Annotated in this window: 15 protein-coding genes; 6 read left to right on the forward strand and 9 right to left on the reverse strand. The window is 73.1% G+C overall.

The genetic code is table 11. From position 1 onward, the window contains the following. The first annotated feature begins 99 nt into the window (after window positions 1–99). The 4 genes from UO65_RS31140 (at window position 100) to UO65_RS31155 (ending at window position 4,924) form a co-directional block, all read left to right on the forward strand. Window positions 100–651 carry a PadR family transcriptional regulator gene (locus tag UO65_RS31140; protein ID WP_035290111.1) on the forward strand — a complete coding sequence of 184 codons (552 nt, stop codon included), beginning with the start codon at window positions 100–102 and terminating at the stop codon, window positions 649–651. Window positions 652–725: 74 nt separating this feature from the next. Then, entirely contained in the window at window positions 726–1,817 is a 1,092-nt protein-coding gene (locus UO65_RS31145; RefSeq protein ID WP_035289947.1) for an inositol-3-phosphate synthase, read from the forward strand. Window positions 1,818–2,018: 201 nt separating this feature from the next. Further along, on the forward strand, window positions 2,019–4,082 hold the full coding sequence (locus UO65_RS31150) for a PhoX family protein (protein WP_035289950.1): 2,064 nt from the start codon (window positions 2,019–2,021) through the stop codon (window positions 4,080–4,082). 158 nt (window positions 4,083–4,240) lie between these two features. Continuing rightward, the gene (locus UO65_RS31155) at window positions 4,241–4,924 is read left to right on the forward strand and encodes an SDR family oxidoreductase (protein WP_035289953.1); all 684 of its coding nucleotides are present in this window, start codon (window positions 4,241–4,243) and stop codon (window positions 4,922–4,924) included. 19 nt (window positions 4,925–4,943) lie between these two features. Here UO65_RS31155 and UO65_RS31160 read toward each other — a convergent pair whose 3' ends face one another. From UO65_RS31160 to UO65_RS31190, 7 genes are all read right to left on the reverse strand, one after another. Further along, window positions 4,944–6,254, reverse strand: a complete 1,311-nt coding sequence (locus UO65_RS31160) for an amidohydrolase family protein (protein WP_052022051.1) — start codon at window positions 6,252–6,254, stop codon at window positions 4,944–4,946. A 19-nt stretch (window positions 6,255–6,273) separates the two neighbouring features. Beyond that, on the reverse strand, window positions 6,274–7,296 hold the full coding sequence (locus UO65_RS31165; protein ID WP_052022052.1) for a nitric oxide synthase oxygenase: 1,023 nt from the start codon (window positions 7,294–7,296) through the stop codon (window positions 6,274–6,276). A 95-nt stretch (window positions 7,297–7,391) separates the two neighbouring features. Next, window positions 7,392–8,024 carry a tRNA (guanosine(46)-N7)-methyltransferase TrmB gene (gene trmB, locus UO65_RS31170; protein ID WP_233427918.1) on the reverse strand — a complete coding sequence of 211 codons (633 nt, stop codon included), beginning with the start codon at window positions 8,022–8,024 and terminating at the stop codon, window positions 7,392–7,394. A gap of 93 nt (window positions 8,025–8,117) precedes the next feature. Further along, on the reverse strand, window positions 8,118–8,633 hold the full coding sequence (locus UO65_RS31175) for a hypothetical protein (RefSeq protein ID WP_063936051.1): 516 nt from the start codon (window positions 8,631–8,633) through the stop codon (window positions 8,118–8,120). 394 nt (window positions 8,634–9,027) lie between these two features. After that, window positions 9,028–9,753 carry an ABC transporter permease gene (locus tag UO65_RS31180; RefSeq protein ID WP_035289958.1) on the reverse strand — a complete coding sequence of 242 codons (726 nt, stop codon included), beginning with the start codon at window positions 9,751–9,753 and terminating at the stop codon, window positions 9,028–9,030. Further along, entirely contained in the window at window positions 9,753–10,517 is a 765-nt protein-coding gene (locus UO65_RS31185; protein WP_035289961.1) for an ABC transporter permease, read from the reverse strand. The genes UO65_RS31180 and UO65_RS31185 overlap by 1 nt, the downstream gene beginning before the upstream one ends. Beyond that, entirely contained in the window at window positions 10,514–11,461 is a 948-nt protein-coding gene (locus UO65_RS31190) for an ATP-binding cassette domain-containing protein (RefSeq protein ID WP_035289964.1), read from the reverse strand. Before UO65_RS31190 ends, UO65_RS31185 begins: the two co-directional genes overlap by 4 nt. A 215-nt stretch (window positions 11,462–11,676) precedes the next feature. Here UO65_RS31190 and UO65_RS31195 point away from each other — a divergent pair, with 215 nt between their 5' ends. Next, window positions 11,677–12,270: a TetR/AcrR family transcriptional regulator gene (locus UO65_RS31195; protein ID WP_035289966.1), complete on the forward strand. Its 594-nt coding sequence runs from the start codon at window positions 11,677–11,679 to the stop codon at window positions 12,268–12,270. Between the two features lies 1 nt (window position 12,271). Continuing rightward, window positions 12,272–13,192, forward strand: coding sequence for an SDR family oxidoreductase (locus UO65_RS31200; RefSeq protein ID WP_035289969.1), 921 nt, complete (start codon window positions 12,272–12,274; stop codon window positions 13,190–13,192). 36 nt (window positions 13,193–13,228) lie between these two features. Here UO65_RS31200 and UO65_RS31205 read toward each other — a convergent pair whose 3' ends face one another. After that, window positions 13,229–13,885, reverse strand: a complete 657-nt coding sequence (locus tag UO65_RS31205) for a response regulator (protein WP_035289972.1) — start codon at window positions 13,883–13,885, stop codon at window positions 13,229–13,231. A gap of 4 nt (window positions 13,886–13,889) precedes the next feature. Then, window positions 13,890–15,083 (reverse strand): sensor histidine kinase, encoded by a 1,194-nt coding sequence (locus tag UO65_RS31210; RefSeq protein WP_233427910.1) that lies wholly within the window; start codon window positions 15,081–15,083, stop codon window positions 13,890–13,892. Window positions 15,084–15,191 lie beyond the last annotated feature (108 nt).

Genomic DNA, 15,191 nt, shown 5'->3' on the forward strand with positions numbered 1-15,191 from the left:
GTGTCCATGGACACACGGTTCCGAGTTGTCCACCGAGCTGATGTATCGGCACGATATAGTCATCCAGTAGGTCAGCGATCGGTGCGACGGGAGGTGTCCGTGCTCGAGTTCGCGATCCTCGGCCTCCTGCACGAGGCATCGATGCACGGGTACGAGCTGCGCAAGCGCTTGCACGACCTCCTCGGCACCCTCCGCGCGTACTCCTACGGCTCGCTGTACCCGACCCTGCGGCGGCTGCTGCGGGCCGGGCTCATCGCCGAGGAGGCCCCGGAGGCCGAACCGGCGAGGTCGTCGTGGGGCAGGCGCGGCAAGCGCGTGTACAAGCTGTCCGCCGATGGCAAGGAGCGGTTCGCCGAACTCCTCGCCGACGCGGGCCCGCAGACCTGGGACGACGAGGGGTTCAACGTCCACATGGCGTTCTTCTCGCGGACCCCGGCCGAGGTGCGGATGCGCATCCTGGAGGGCAGGCGCAGGCGCGTCGAGGAGCGCAGGGAGGGCCTGCGCAGCTCGATGGCCAGGGCGGGTGAGCAGATCGACCGCTACACCCGGGAGCTGCACCGGCTGGGACTGGAGACCAGCGAGCGCGAAGTGCGCTGGTTGAACGAGCTGATCGCGCACGAGCAGCGCGAGCAGCGCGGACCGACTGAGTGACCCCCGGCAGGCGTAGCGGCCTGTGACCGAGTCCCGCGTGCACTGCGCGGCTTGAATCGAGAAGGAGAACCGGCATGGGCGAGAACCGCCAGAGCGTGCGGGTGGCCATCGTCGGCGTCGGCAACTGCGCCGCGTCGCTGGTGCAGGGCGTGCACTACTACCGCGACGCCGACCCGGCCACCCGCGTCCCCGGGCTGATGCACGTCCAGTTCGGGGACTACCACGTGCGCGACGTGGAGTTCGTCGCCGCGTTCGACGTGGACGCGAAGAAGGTCGGCAGCGACCTGTCCGAGGCGATCGGCGCCTCGGAGAACAACACGATCAAGATCTGCGACGTGCCGCCGCTGGGCGTGCCGGTGCAGCGCGGCCACACCTACGACGGCCTCGGCGAGTACTACCGCGAGATGATCACCGAGTCGGACGACGCCCCGGTCGACGTCGTCGCCGCCCTCAGGGAGGCGGAGGTCGACGTCCTGGTGTCCTACCTGCCGGTGGGCTCCGAGGAGGCGGACCGCTTCTACGCGCAGTGCGCCATCGACGCGAAGGTGGCGTTCGTCAACGCCCTGCCGGTGTTCATCGCCTCGGACCCGGAGTGGGCGCAGAAGTTCACCGACGCCGGGGTCCCGATCGTCGGCGACGACATCAAGTCCCAGGTGGGCGCGACCATCACGCACCGGGTGATGGCGAAGCTGTTCGAGGACCGCGGGGTCGAGCTGCAGCGCACGTACCAGCTCAACTTCGGCGGCAACATGGACTTCATGAACATGCTGGAGCGCAAGCGCCTGCAGTCGAAGAAGATCTCCAAGACGCAGTCGGTCACCTCGCAGATCCCGCACGAGATGGCCAGGGCGGACGTGCACATCGGCCCGTCGGACCACGTGCCGTGGCTCGACGACCGCAAGTGGGCCTACGTCCGGCTGGAGGGCCGCTCGTTCGGCGACACCCCGCTGAACCTGGAGTACAAGCTCGAGGTGTGGGACTCGCCGAACTCGGCGGGCGTGATCATCGACGCGGTGCGCGCGGCCAAGATCGCCCTGGATCGGGGCGTCGGCGGCCCGATCCTGTCGGCGTCGAGCTACTTCATGAAGTCCCCGCCGGAGCAGTACGCCGACGACGCGGCCCACCGCGCGGTGGAGGACTTCATCAAGGGCGTCATCGAGCGCTAGGACCGGACCGGGAGGCGGCGCGCGGGAACCCCGCTCGCCGCCTCCGGCGCGTCCGCGACCCGACCACCCGCCCGGATCGCCCGGGTGTTCGTCTGCCGTTCACCTCGATGTCCGTCCCCCCTGGTCTTGGACTCCTACGGTCACGCCGTTCCCCACCGCGACCCATGGCTTGTCCGTGTCCGGGCAGACCGAGGAGGCACCTTGTCCACCACCGACGGCCGGATCGACCTGCCGCTGCTCCCGCCGAACCACCCGCTGGGCCGCTCGGCGCTGACCTGCCAGTACCGCTGCTCCAACGCCTGTTCGCACGAGGCCCCGAACTCCTCGGAGAACGCGTACTTCGGCGACGTCGTGCGCTCGATCGTCAGCAGGCGCGGGATGCTCCGCGCGGGCGCCGTCCTGGCCGTCGCGGGTGCGGGCGCCACCGCGCTCGCGGGCACCGCCGCCGCCGACCGCGGCAGGCCCGACAAGCCCGGCAAGCCCGCCCCGGCGCCGAAGGGCCTGGACTTCCAGGCCGTCGCCGCCAACCGCGAGGACGAGCTGGTCGTCCCGCCCGGCTACCAGTCGAACGTGGTCATCCGCTGGGGCGACCCGGTGCTGCCCGGCGCGCCGACCTTCGACTTCGACAACCAGACGGCCGCCGCGCAGGCCAAGCAGTTCGGCTTCAACAACGACTTCTGCGGCCTGGTGCCGTTCGGCCACGACCGCTGGCTGATGGGCTCGAACCACGAGTACACCACCGAGTCGGCGATGTTCCGCGGCTACAACGCCGCCGACCCGACCGACGAGCAGATCAAGATCGGCTGGACCGGTCACGGCTTCTCCGTCGTCGTGGTGGAGCGCGAGCACCGCACCGGCAAGCTCGTGCCCAAGCTCGACCGGCGCTACAACCGCCGCATCACCGTGCAGACCGAGTTCGAGTTCGCAGGCCCCGCCGCGGGCAGCCGGTTCCTGCGCACCAACGCCGACAAGACCGGCCGCAAGGTGTTCGGCACCTTCGGCAACTGCGCCGGTGGCGTCACCCCGTGGGGCACGATCCTGTCGGGCGAGGAGAACTTCAACGGCTACTTCGCCAACGGTGAAGCCGTCACGGACCCGGCGGCGCAGGCCCGCGTCGCCCGCTACGGCACCCCGAAGGGCGCCAGCCTGCGCAAGTGGGAGCGCCTCGACCCGCGCTTTGACCTGTCGAAGGACCCCAACGAGTTCAACCGGCACGGCTGGGTCGTGGAGATCGACCCGCTGGAGCCCGACGCCAAGCCGGTCAAGCACACCGCGCTCGGCCGCTTCAAGCACGAGGGCGCCACCATCCAGATCGCCCGCGACGGCCGCGTGGTCGCCTACCTCGGCGACGACGAGCGCTTCGACTACGTCTACAAGTTCGTGTCGAAGGAGCGCTTCGCCCCCGGTTCGAGCAAGCGGGCCCGCGCGCACAACAAGACCCTCCTGCACGAGGGCACCCTCTACGTCGCCAAGTTCACCGGTGACAGCCCCGCCGCCGAGATCGGCACCGGCACCCTCCCCGCCGACGGCCAGTTCGACGGCTCCGGCCAGTGGATTCCCCTGGTCTCCGGCGACCGGTCCCACGTCGAGGGCTTCACCGCGGAGGAGGTCTACGTCTTCACCCGCCTCGCCGCGGACAAGGTCGGCGCCACCAAGATGGACCGCCCCGAGGACGTGCAGCCCAACCCGGTCACCGGCCGCGTCTACGCCGCGCTGACCAACAACACCGATCGCGGCAAGCCCGGCAAGGAGGGCCCCACCGAGATCAACCCCCGCAACGGCAACCGGCACGGCCACGTGCTGGAGTGGGAGGAGAACCGGGGCGACCACACGGCCACCGCGTTCGCCTGGCGCCTGCTGCTGGTCTGCGGTGACCCCGCCACCTCCGACACCTACTTCGGCGGTTACGACAAGACCCAGGTCAGCCCCATCAGCTGCCCCGACAACCTGGCCTTCGACCGCTACGGCAACCTCTGGATCTCCACCGACGGCAACGCCCTCGGCTCCAACGACGGCCTCTTCGCCGTCCCGACCACCGGCGCCAACCGCGGTCAGGTCAAGCAGTTCCTGACCGTCCCGCTCGGCGCCGAGACCTGCGGACCGGTCATCGAGGACGACTTCGTCCTGGTCTCGGTCCAGCACCCGGGCGAGCTCGACGGCGCCAGCGCCGACAACCCGCTCACCCACTGGCCCGACGGCGGTACCTCCCAGCCCCGCCCGTCGGTGGCCCAGGTCTGGAAGCCCGGCCGCCGCGTCGGCTGCTGAGCACCGGGCTGCCCGGGCCGCACCGGCCCGGGCAGCCCCCGGCCCCGCCACCGGGGCGCGGCCGTGTCCCCGGTTCCGCCGCGCCCGCCCCGGTGCCCCGACCCGGGTGTGCCCCCGGCCCCGGCGCGCCCGCCCCGGTGCCTCGATAGGTTCGTGCCATGACCGCCCGACCGCTCGCCCTCGTCACCGGCGCCTCCCGGGGGATCGGTGCCGCCATCGCCCGCGCGCTCGCCCCCGACCACTCGCTGCTCCTCGGCGGCCGCGACGTGGACACCCTGCACGCCGCCGCCGACCGGCTGCCCGACGCGCGGGCGTGGCCGGTCGAGCTGACCGACCCGACCGCGCTCGCCGCCGCCACCTCCGGCATCCCCGCCCTCGACGTGCTGGTGCACTCCGCGGGCACCGCCGAGGTCGGCCCGCTCACCGAGGCGACCGCCGAGCGCTGGCGCGCCACGTTCGAGCTCAACGTGGTCGCCGTCGCCGAGCTGACCCGGCTGCTGCTGCCCGCGCTGCGGCAGGCCCGGGGGCACGTGGTGCTGATCAACTCCGGGCAGGGGCGCGCCGCCTCCCCCGGGTGGGGCCCGTACGCGGCGAGCAAGTTCGCCCTGCGCGCCTACGCCGACGTGCTGCGCGGCGAAGAGCAGACCTCCGGCCTGCGCGTCACCACCGTCTACCCCGGCCGCACCGACACCGACATGCAGAAGGCGGTCCGCCGCGACGAGGGCGGCGACTACCGCCCCGAGGACTACCTGACCCCCGACTCGGTGGCCAAGGCGGTCCGCGCGGCCGTCACCGCGGACCCGGACGCCCACCTCACCGAGGTGGTCATCCGGCCGCGGTGACGCCACCGCCCGGTCGGGATCAGGCCGACAGCAGCCGACCGGTCACCTTCCCCGCCCGCTCCTGGGCCGCCCGCCGGTCCACCAGGACCGGTTCCCCCTCGGTGACCACCGGGGCGCCCGCCACCCACACGTCCGTGACGCTGCGCGAACCGGCCGCCCACACCAGGGTCGAGAGCACCTGCTCGTCCGGCACGTCCAGGCCCGCCGCGAAGGCCGGGTCGTCGACGCCGACGTGCACCACGTCCGCCCAGCGGCCCGCTTCCAGGGCGCCGATGTCGGTGCGGTGCAGCGCGTCGGCGCCGCCGCGGGTGGCCAGTAGCAGCAGGTCGGCGGCCTTGACCACGGTCGAGTCCAGGGTGGCGACCCTGGCCAGCATCCCGGCGAGCCGCACGTCCTCCCACAGGTCGAGGTCGTCGTTGGAGGCGGGGCCGTCGGTGCCGATGCCGGTGGCGACGCCCGCGGCCCGCAGGTCGCGCAGGCGGGCGATGCCCGAGGCCAGCTTCATGTTGGAGCCGGGGCAGTGCGCCACGGACACGGAGTTCGCCGCGAACAGGGCGATGTCGGTGTCGGACAGGTGCACCGAGTGCGCTGCCAGGACGCGGCCGCCGTAGACGCCCGCCTGCTCGAGCAGCGCCGGGACCGAGCCGAACTCCTCGCGCTGCTTGACGTCCTCGGGCAGGGACTCGGCCACGTGGATCTGGACCAGCGCGCCGCGGGCGCGGGCCTCGGCGGCCACCTCGGTCAGCGCGGCGGGGGGCAGGGTGTACGCAGAGTGCGGGCCGTAGCCGACCTCGATCCGCTCCCCCGGGCCCGAGCGCAGCCCGTCGGCGTCGATCCAGGCGTTGACGCCCGCGAGCATCTTGCGCCAGTCCCAGCCGGGGACGTCCATCACCGCCGGGGCCAGCACCGCCCGGGCGCCGGTGTCGAGGACCGCGCGGGCGACCTCGTCGGCGTGGAAGTACATCTCCGCGCTGGTGGTGACACCGGCGCGGAGCATCTCCACCGAGCCGAGCACCATGCCGTCGTAGACGTCGGACGGGGTGAGGCGGCCCTCGGCGGGCCAGATGACCTCGGTCAGCCAGCGCATCAGCGGCAGGTCGCCGCCCATGCCGCGGAGCACGGTCATCGGGCTGTGCGCGTGCGCGTTGACCAGGCCCGGCAGCAGGATGCCGGTCAGCTCGCGGATCGGGCCGGGGTGCTCGGGCGCCGAGTGGAACGGGCCGCAGTGGACGATCCGGCCCGCGTCGTCGAGGTCGACGACGGCGTCTCGCAGCACGGTGCAGGCTGGGTCACACGGGAGGACGACGGGGGCGCGCAGACGCAGACTCATGCACCCGGATGATGCCACGTCACCGCTGGCGGACCGGCGCCTGGCGCAGGAAGGCGGGGCCGCCGGTGGGCTCGATGGCGGGCAGGTAGGCGTCCGCCGAGTGCTCGACGCTGACCCCGGCCCGGTCGAACGAGTGCAGCACCGCGCGGTTGAACTCCAGGCCCACCCGCTCGCGCCACAGCGTGCGGTCGCTGGAGGTGTCCAGGCCGAGCCGCTCGGCCACCCCCCGGCCCAGGCCGTACGCGGCGTCGTCGGCGAAGGACTCCTCGCCGATGCCGCGGGCCAGGTAGACGCCGTTGAACGGGGCGGACGGGTAGTCGATGCCGCCGATGTGCAGCCGCATGTTGCTGACCACCGGCACCGCGTGCCAGCGCAGCGCCAGCCCGGCGAACCAGGGCAGCTCCGGGTGCGCCAGCGGCACCTCCAGCACCGCCGCCCTGGGCACCTGGTGCAGCCGCACGCCTTCGTGGCCGGTCTCGACCACCAGCGGCAGCAGGTCGAACGGGCCCTGGTCGCCGGGGGACAGCCAGCCGAGCCTGCACACGGCGGTGGTGAAGTCGACGAACCGCCGGTCGCCGTGCACCCGGTCGCCGTCGCGGTACCCGGCGTAGCGCACGAGCTGGTCGTTGCGGATGCGCGGGCCCGGCCGCCACGGGGTGTCCGGGGCGAACACGCTGACCATGGGGCGGACCGTGCCGCCGCCGGTGGCCATCCGCAGGTGCCGCACGCACTCCTCGGCCACGTCCTCGGCGTCGCGCACCGACCGCAGGTCGCGCACCAGCAGCCCGCGCCAGGGGACCCCGTCCGGGCACCAGCCGCTCTCGCGCAGCGCGATCCGGGCGCCGAAGGCCAGTTCGGCGGGGGTGTGCCGGTAGGTGCCGGTGGCGGCGATCTCGGCCCGGACCTTGGCCAGCCGGGTCTCCAGCTCGCCCGCGCGGGGCCGGGCGCCGTGGAACCGGCGCAGGAACCGCTCGGCGACGTCGAACAGCCCCGGCCGCCCCACAGCCGGGAGCAGACCTCGGTCGTCGCGCAGAGCGGTCACTTAGGCTCTATCGGCCCGAATGGGCCCGTGCTGGAGTACTCGTATGGGTGGTTTTTTGGAATCTTCTACTACGGAGAGTCAGCGCTACCGGACGGTCACACTCGCTCGAACAGCAGATCACGGCTGATCCGGCCCTCCACCTCGGCCCGCGCCTCGAACTTCGTCAGCGGGCGCCAGTCCGGCCGCGGCGCCCACCCGTCGTACCGGTTGCGCAGCAGCGGCTCGGCGGAGAGCACCTCCAGCATCTGCTCGGCGTAGTCCTCGACGTCCGTGGCGCAGTGCAGCACCCCGCCGGGGGCCAGCCGGGACGCGGCCAGGGCGACGAACCCGGCCTGCACCAGGCGGCGCTTGTGGTGCTTCTTCTTCGGCCACGGGTCCGGGAAGTAGATGCGCACGCCGTGCAGCGAGCCGGGGGTGATGTGCTCGCCGAGCAGCACCACCGCGTCCCCGCGCAGCAGCCGCAGGTTCCGCAGCTCCATCGCCTCCGCGCGCAGCATGAGCTGGGCCAGGCCGGGCTGGTAGACCTCGACCGCGAGGTAGTTCAGCTCCGGGGCGGCGGCGGCGAGCTGCGCGGTGGTCTCGCCCATGCCGGAGCCGATCTCCAGCAGCAGCGGCGCCGGTCGGCCGAACCAGGAGTCGGCGTCCAGCGGCCCGGGCGGCAGGTCGGGGACCTGCCTGCCCAACTCGCCCCAGCGCCGCTCCCAGGCCCGCGCCTGTCCGACGGTCATCCGCCCGCCGCGGTGCACGAAACTGACGACGCTGCGCTTGCGCGGCTCCTGGTCCGTCGGTGTCACGGCGGACAGCCTGCCACCCGCCCCCGGTCAGGGTGCCAGGGACTCCAGCCGGGCCAGGTTCTTGCGCAGGTCGACCAGGCCGCCGACGGCGATCGGCGCGGGCGTCGGACCGGCGTGCACCGGCACGACGTCCAGCCAGCCGGGGTGCCGGTGGGTGTAGGCCAGCGTCGTGGGCATGCCCGGTTCGCTGAGCCTGCGCTCCGACGGCATGTACTCCCAGTAGCCGGTGTCGCCGTCCACGCCCCACGGCACGAACACCCAGCCGGGGCGGGCGTCGAGCAGCTTGGCCGTGCGGTCCTCGACGGAGAACCCCTCGCGCCGCGAGGACAGGCCGCCCCCGTCGACCGCGCGGAGCCACCACGGCGCGGGCAGCTCGCTGTGCGGGGCGGCCAGGACCGCGGCCCGGAACAGCGCGAGGACCTGCGCCTCCGGTGCCCGGTGCACCCAGGCGCGGCGGGCCTCCGCCGGGACTCCCGCCGAAGTGGTGTCGGGCTGCTCGAGCGCCTCCGACCACTCCAGTTCGATCAGGGGCTCGACGAGCAGGCCGCGGTTCTGGCCGCGCTGCTCGGACGGCTGCCGCGTCGAGCGTGTGCCGGAATCAACCACCGTCAAGGTCCACCTCCAGGGCTCCGAGACGGGTTTCTCACGTCCATCTGACCCCGGGACGGCGAGCGGCGTCCGCAAGCTGTGGGCCGCCTCACAGGCTCTTAACGCGGTCTTAATCCGGATGGTCGATCCGGGAAACGCGGCAGCGGCGCGCGGGCGGAAATCGGCCTCCCGCAACAGGATCGGTTCAGTGTGATGTCCACTGCGGACTGCTCGCACCGCTCCCGGCGCCGCACGCGCGCGGGCCCTGGGCACCCCCCGAAGGTGCCCAGGGCCCACCGCTCCCCGAGGGGGTCCGGCCGTTCCCCGAAGACCGGCCGGACCCGTGGTCCTACGCGTCCCGCTTGTTCACCACGACCAGCGCCGCGGCCAGCAGCGCCGCGGCGATCGCGGCGAAGTAGGCCAGCGACGGCCACGGCCCCATCACCGGGTCCGGCCCGGGGTCGCCCAGGAACCGGTTGACCGCCATGAACGGCAGCCAGTCCTGGATGTCGTCGCCGACCCTCGGGATGATCCCGACCAGGTTCTCCAGCAGCATCGTCCAGATCAGCAGGATCGAGATCGCCCCGGCCGACTGCCGGACCAGCGCGCCGACCGCCACCGCGATGACGGCCGCCACCGCGAACACCAGCCCGATCCCGGCCACCGAGCGCCACCCGGCCTCACCCGCGATCGCCAGGTCCGCCCCCGGGGCGAGCACCTTCGCCGTGCCCCAGGCGCCGAAGGCGGCCACCTCGCCGATCACGCCCGCCAGCGCCGCCACCACGCCCGCCTTGGCCAGCAGCACCGCGGTGCGGTTGGGCACGGCCTGGAACGCGGTGCGGATCGTGCCGAACCGGTACTCGGTGGTGATCGCCAGCGCGCCCATCACCAGCACGACCATCAGGCCGAACTGCCAGCCGAACAGCGTGGAGCGCAGCCCGAGGGTCGTCGGGTCGTCCTCGGCCAGCGCCACCAGACCCGCGAAACCGATCACCATCCCCAGCGCGAGCACGCCGCAGAACCAGGGCGAGCGGGTGCTGAACAGCTTCATCCGCTCCGTCGCGAGCAGGGTCATCAGGCGTCCCTCCGGTTGGTCGTGACGACCGCGGCGGCGAAGACCAGCGCGGCCACCCCGGCGAAGTACAGGAGCGCGGGCCACGGGCCCAGGGCGGCGTCCGACGGCGGCGGGCCGTAGACCACGTCCCGTCCGGACGGGTCCGGGTCCCCGGTGATCAGCTTGTCGGCCATGGTGAACGGCAGCCACCGGTGGATGTCGTCGCCGACCCGCGGGATGAGCTGGACCAGGCTCTCCACCAGGAAGCTCCAGATCAGCAGGATCGAGATGGCGCCCGCCGACTGCCGGACCAGGGCCCCCACCCCGACCGCCAGCACCGCGGCCACCGCGTAGACCAGGCCGACCCCGGCCACCGCGCGCCACTCGTAGGGCGTCTGCAGCGCCAGGTCGGCGTTCGGCGCGAGCAGCTTGGTGATCCCCCACGAGCCGAACGCGGCCACCTCGCCGATGACCCCGGCGACCAGGGCCACCACGGCGGTCTTGGCGAACAGCACCGGGGTCCGGTTGGGCGCGGCGAGGAACGTGGCCCGCATCGTGCCGAACCGGTACTCGGTGGTGATGGCCAGCGCGGCCATCACCATCACCACGACCATCCCGAACGTGTAGCCGAACTGGCTGGCGCCCACGGTCACCGGCACCCGCGCGTCGGCGGTGGCCGCCATCAGCGCGGCGAACCCGATGGTCAGCGCCAGCGCCAGCGCGGCGCACCACCACGGCGAGCGGGTGGTGAGCAGCTTCATCCGCTCGACGGCGAGCAGCGTCATCGCTTCACGCCCTCGGTGCTCAGCAGCGCGGCGGCCTCGTCGGCGATGTCGGTGTGGTACTCCACCGAGTCGCCGGTCAGCCGCATGAACGCCTCCTCCAGCGAACCGCGCTGCGGGCTCAGCTCGTGCAGCACCGCCCCGCTGCGCGCGGCCAGCTCTCCGATCTCGGCGATGTCCATCCCGGACACGACCAGGCTGTCGCCCTCGTCCCGGATGGACACGCCCGCGCGGCCGAGCGCGGCGCGCAGGTCGGCGAGCTGCGGGCTGCGCACCAGCACGGTGTTCTCGGTGGCCTGGGCGACGAAGTCCTCGGTGCTCGACTGCGAGATCAGCTTCCCGCGGCCGATCACCACCAGCTCCTGGGCGGTCAGCGCCATCTCCGAGAGCAGGTGGCTGGAGACGAAGACCGTGCGGCCCTCGTCGGCCAGCCGGTGCATGAACTTGCGAATCCAGAGGATGCCCTCCGGGTCCAGGCCATTGACCGGTTCGTCGAACAGCAGCACCTGCGGGTCGCCGAGCAGCGCCCCGGCGATGCCCAGCCGCTGCGACATGCCCAGCGAGAAGCCGCCCGCGTTCTTGCCCGCCACCGCGGTCAGGCCGACGATGTCGAGGACCTCGTCCACCCGCTTGGCGGCGATCCGGTTCGACTTGGCCATCCACGCCAGGTGGGCGCGGGCCGAGCGGTTCGGGTGCACCCACTTCGCGTCGAGCAGCGCGCCGACCGTGCGCAGCGGGTTCTTGAGGTCCCGGTAGCTCTTGCCGCCGATGTGCACCGACCCCCCGGTCGGCGTGTCCAGTCCCAGGATCATCCGCATCGTGGTCGACTTCCCGGCGCCGTTCGGGCCGAGGAAGCCGGTGACGCGTCCGGTCGGAACGGTGAACGACAGGTTGTCGACCGCGACCGTCTTCCCGTACCGCTTGGTGAGGCCCACTGCCTCGATCATGCTGATCTCCCCTTGTTGTCCTGCGTGTCCCCCGGGCTGACCCGACCAGCGTGTCCCACCGCCGGTCGTGGGCGCGTCGTCCTGTGGTCGTGCGCGCCCGTCATCTTCAGGAGGTAGCTTCCCGCCCCCTGGATACCCCGCGGCATCGGTGAGCACCCTGAGTCGACCCTGATCCGTCGATGACAGGGTTTCTGAACCATGGTTCAATAACCGGTGTGGCCCGCCCGAAGACGATCACCGACGACCGGCTGCTCGCCGCCGCCGCGGTGGTCACCGGGCGGATCGGCCCAGCGTTCACCCTCGCCCAGGTGGCCGGGGAGGCGGGGGTGTCGGTCGGCACCGTCGCCGGGCGGTTCGGCTCCAAGCTCGGCCTGCTCGCGGCGCTGACCCGGTACACCACCGCGAACGCGGTCGCGGCCATGCGCGCGGCGCGGGTGGCCGAACCGGACCCGGTCGCCGCCCTCCGGGCCGCCGCGGTGAGCACCCACGGCGGCCTCGGCGACGCCGAATCCGCCGCCAACCACCTGCGCCTGCTCGGCGTCGACCTGGGCGACGCGCGGCTGACCGCCCTGCTCGGCGAGCACTTCGCCGCCCTGGAGGTCGAGCTGCGCGCCGCGGTCGAAGCCGCCGACCTGCCCGCCGCGCCACCGCCACCGGTGGCCGCGCGGGTGCTGCTCTCGCTGGTCAACGGCGCATCGATCGACTGGTCGATCCGCCCGAGCGGACCGCTCGCCGACCGGCTCACCGAGGACACCGACGCCGTGCTCGACGCCTGGCGCCGGACCACTGAACCGACGAGGGGGAACTGACATGGCACGCCCACTGCAGGGCAAGGTCGCCGTGGTCACCGGGGCGACCCGGGGCTGCGGCCGCGGCATCGCGGTCGAACTGGGCGCGGCCGGGGCGACCGTCTACGCCACCGGCCGGACCACCCGCGACACCGCCTCACCGATGAAGCGCACCGAGACCATCGACGAGACCGCCGAACTGGTCGACGCGGCGGGCGGCACCGGCGTCGCCGTCCGCTGCGACTTCACCTCGGTGTCCGACGTGGACGCCCTGCGCGACCGGATCGCCGCCGACCACGGCCGCGTCGACGTGCTCGTCGACGACGTCTGGGGCGGCGACCAGTTCGTGGAGTTCGACACCGACTTCTGGGCGTCGGACCTGGACAAGGCGCTCGGCGTGGTGCGCAACGGCCTGGAGACCCACCTGATCGCCCTGCACCGGTTGCTGCCGCTGGTCGTCGCCCGCCCCGGCGGCCTGGTCATCGAGGTCACCGACGGCGACGACGACGAGTACCACTACCCCGGCGTCGGCATCCCGTACTTCCTGGTCAAGTCGGGTGTGCGGGCCATCGGCCGGGTGCTGGGCAAGGAACTCGCCGCGCACGGCGCCACCGGCCTCACGGTCACCCCCGGCTTCCTGCGCTCGGAGATGATGCTCGAGCACTTCGGCGTCACCGAGGACAACTGGCGCGACGGCACGGCCAAGGACCCGAACTACGTCATGGCCGAGTCCCCGCACTACATCGGCCGGGCCATCGCCGCCCTCGCCGCCGACCCGGAGGTCTCCCGGTTCGCCGGGCGCACCATGGCGAGCTGGACCCTGATGCGCGAGTACGGCTTCACCGACCTCGACGGCTCCCGCCCCGACTGGGGCCGCTGGTTCGACGAGGTGGTCAAGCCGGGCCTCGACCCCACCGCGGTCGACGCCTCCCGGTACCGCTGACAGCCTGCGCCGCCGGGTGGTCGGCCCGCGGGGTCCTCAGAGGTCGCCCGGGCGGACCAGCCCGGTCTCGTAGGCCAGGACCACCGCCTGCACCCGGTCGCGCAGGTCCAGCTTGGACAGCACCCGGCCGACGTGGGTCTTCACCGTCGCCTCGGACAGGAACAGCTTGCGGGCGATCTCCGCGTTCGACAGGCCCTGGGCGATGAGCACCAGCACCTCCCGCTCCCGCTCGGTCAGCACCTCCAGCGCCGACGGGTCCCGGGGTTCCCCGCCGCCGGGGCCGAGGAACCGGTCCAGCAGCCGCCGGGTCACGCTCGGGGAGACCACCGCGTCGCCCGAGGCGACCGAGCGCAGGGCGGAGACCAGGTGGCTCGGCGGGGTGTCCTTGAGCAGGAACCCGCTGGCGCCGTTGCGCAGCGCCGACAGGGCGTACTCGTCCAGGTCGAAGGTGGTCATCACCAGCACCTTCGCCGTGCCCGCCTCGGTGATCGCCCTGGTGGCCTCGACGCCGTCGAGGACCGGCATCCGCACGTCCATCAGCACCACGTCCGGCCGCAGCGACGCGGCCAGCTCGATCGCCGCCCGCCCGTCGCCCGCCTCGCCGACGACCTCCATGTCCTCCTGCGCGCCGAGCACCATGCGGAAGCCGACCCGCATCAACTCCTGGTCGTCCACCAGCACGATCCTGATCACGGCCTCAACCTAACCTCTCCGCCACCGGCAGCACGGCCCGCACCCGCCAGCCGCCCTCCGGGCGCGGTCCGGCCTGGAGGGTGCCGCCGAAGACGTTCGCCCGCTCCCGCATCCCGATCAACCCGTTGCCGCCGCCGGTGGTCAGGCCGGGCGCGGTGCCCAGCCCGGGGCCGCGGTCGGTGATGTCCAGCTCCACCCGGTCGCCGACCCGGGAGACCAGCACGTCCGCCCGCGCCCCCGGACCGGCGTGCTTGATCGTGTTGGTCAGCGCCTCCTGCACGATCCGGTAGACGCCCAGGCCGACGCCCGCGGGCAGCGAGTCCAGCTCCCCGGCCAGGTCCAGCCGCACCGGGACACCGGTCGCCCGGACCCGCTCGGCCAGCTCCGAGATGGACCGGGTGCCCGGTTGCGGTGCCCGCCCGGACCCGGTGCCGTCGCTGCGCAGCACGCCCAGCAGCCTGCGCAGCTCGGTCAGCGCCTCGCGGCCGGTCGTGGAGATCACCGCCAACGCCTGCTCGGCCGCCTCCGGCTGGGTGCGCACCGCGTAGGCGGCGCCGTCGGCCTGCACCACGATCACGCTCACCGCGTGCGCCACCACGTCGTGCAGCTCGCGGGCGATGCGGGTCCGCTCGTCGGCGACGGCGATCCGGGCCTGCTGGTCGCGCTCGGTCTCCAACAGGTCCAGCCGCCGCTCGACCTCCACGTGGTAGGCCCGCCGGGCCCCGGAGAACTCCCCCAGCGTCCAGCACAGCGCGAACACCACCGAGAACACCGCGGCCGGGACCACCCCCTCCGGCAACCCCATCCGCCACACCGCCCAGGCCACCGTCCCCACGGTCAGCCAGGCCGCGTACAGCGTCGCCTGCCTGCGCCCGACGTAGGCCACCAGCGTGTAGAGGCAGATGCCCAGCGCCAGGTCCGCCATCCGGACCCGCATGTCGCCGCTGCCGGGCTCCGCGCCGTGGGTGAACAGTTGCAGGAACCCGGCGGCGAGGACGAGGTACGCGGCGAGCACCGGCCGGTGCCTGCGGACCAGCAGGGGCGCGAGCAACCCCACCCCGACCACCCAGAACCAGACCGACAGCGCGCCGTCGGGCAGGCCGCTGGTGACCAGCAGCTCCAGCCCGGCCAGCGCCAGGGCCAGCACGGTGTCACCCGCCGTCGGGTGCGCTTTCAACCACAGGCTCAGCCGCCGCACCCGCCCAGCGTAGGTTCCGCGGCCGTTCCCGCGCGTCAGCCCGCCGTCGCACCCCGTGTCCTCCCCGAGGCTGACCGGCCGCCGCGTAGCGGCAAGCGGGGGACGCGG

The sequence above is a fragment of the Actinokineospora spheciospongiae genome, assembly GCF_000564855.1.
GTDB classification, from domain to species: domain Bacteria; phylum Actinomycetota; class Actinomycetes; order Mycobacteriales; family Pseudonocardiaceae; genus Actinokineospora; species Actinokineospora spheciospongiae.

Coding starts and splice junctions, on each gene's coding strand:
- UO65_RS31145 (WP_035289947.1), top strand. CDS start 726: ATGGGCGAGAACCGCCAGAGCGTGCGGGTGGCCATCGTCGGCGTCGGC.
- UO65_RS31155 (WP_035289953.1), top strand. CDS start 4,241: ATGACCGCCCGACCGCTCGCCCTCGTCACCGGCGCCTCCCGGGGGATC.
- UO65_RS31160 (WP_052022051.1), bottom strand. CDS start 6,254: ATGAGTCTGCGTCTGCGCGCCCCCGTCGTCCTCCCGTGTGACCCAGCC.
- trmB (WP_233427918.1), bottom strand. CDS start 8,024: ATGACCGTCGGACAGGCGCGGGCCTGGGAGCGGCGCTGGGGCGAGTTG.
- UO65_RS31180 (WP_035289958.1), bottom strand. CDS start 9,753: ATGACCCTGCTCGCGACGGAGCGGATGAAGCTGTTCAGCACCCGCTCG.
- UO65_RS31185 (WP_035289961.1), bottom strand. CDS start 10,517: ATGACGCTGCTCGCCGTCGAGCGGATGAAGCTGCTCACCACCCGCTCG.
- UO65_RS31190 (WP_035289964.1), bottom strand. CDS start 11,461: ATGATCGAGGCAGTGGGCCTCACCAAGCGGTACGGGAAGACGGTCGCG.
- UO65_RS31200 (WP_035289969.1), top strand. CDS start 12,272: ATGGCACGCCCACTGCAGGGCAAGGTCGCCGTGGTCACCGGGGCGACC.